This window comes from Pseudomonas sp. PME37.24/006, assembly GCF_055556635.1.
Genome location: NZ_JBVHNL010000069.1, coordinates 1 through 276, shown reverse-complemented (window position 1 = coordinate 276; position 276 = coordinate 1). Strand labels below are relative to the sequence as shown.

Annotated in this window: 1 protein-coding gene; it reads right to left on the bottom strand. The window is 63.0% G+C overall.

Annotated features, from left to right (window positions below):
- On the bottom strand, positions 1-276 hold a 276-nt coding region (locus ACZ3GY_RS23885; protein WP_465912207.1), incomplete at both ends, for an SIR2 family protein.

Below are 276 nucleotides of genomic sequence, written 5' to 3'. Positions count from 1 at the left end.
GATGATCACGGCGCCTCGCGAAAGGGCCTCCCTCATGTAGCTCCTCTGCCAGGCATCGTCGGCGGCGAGCACGTCCAGAAAGTCTGTCAGCGTAAGGATGACGTCGGATGACCCCGCGGGATCGACGACACCGTGCAAGTGATGAACGGAGTAGCCACGGGGCCGGTCGGAGGTATTGCTGATGCTCAGAACGGCGGATCGCGATCCTTCGCGAAGGGCCTCCTCCAGGAGAGTGTCGAAGTTGAGAGTAGCCAGGCTGGTGTCCCGCACGTCGCC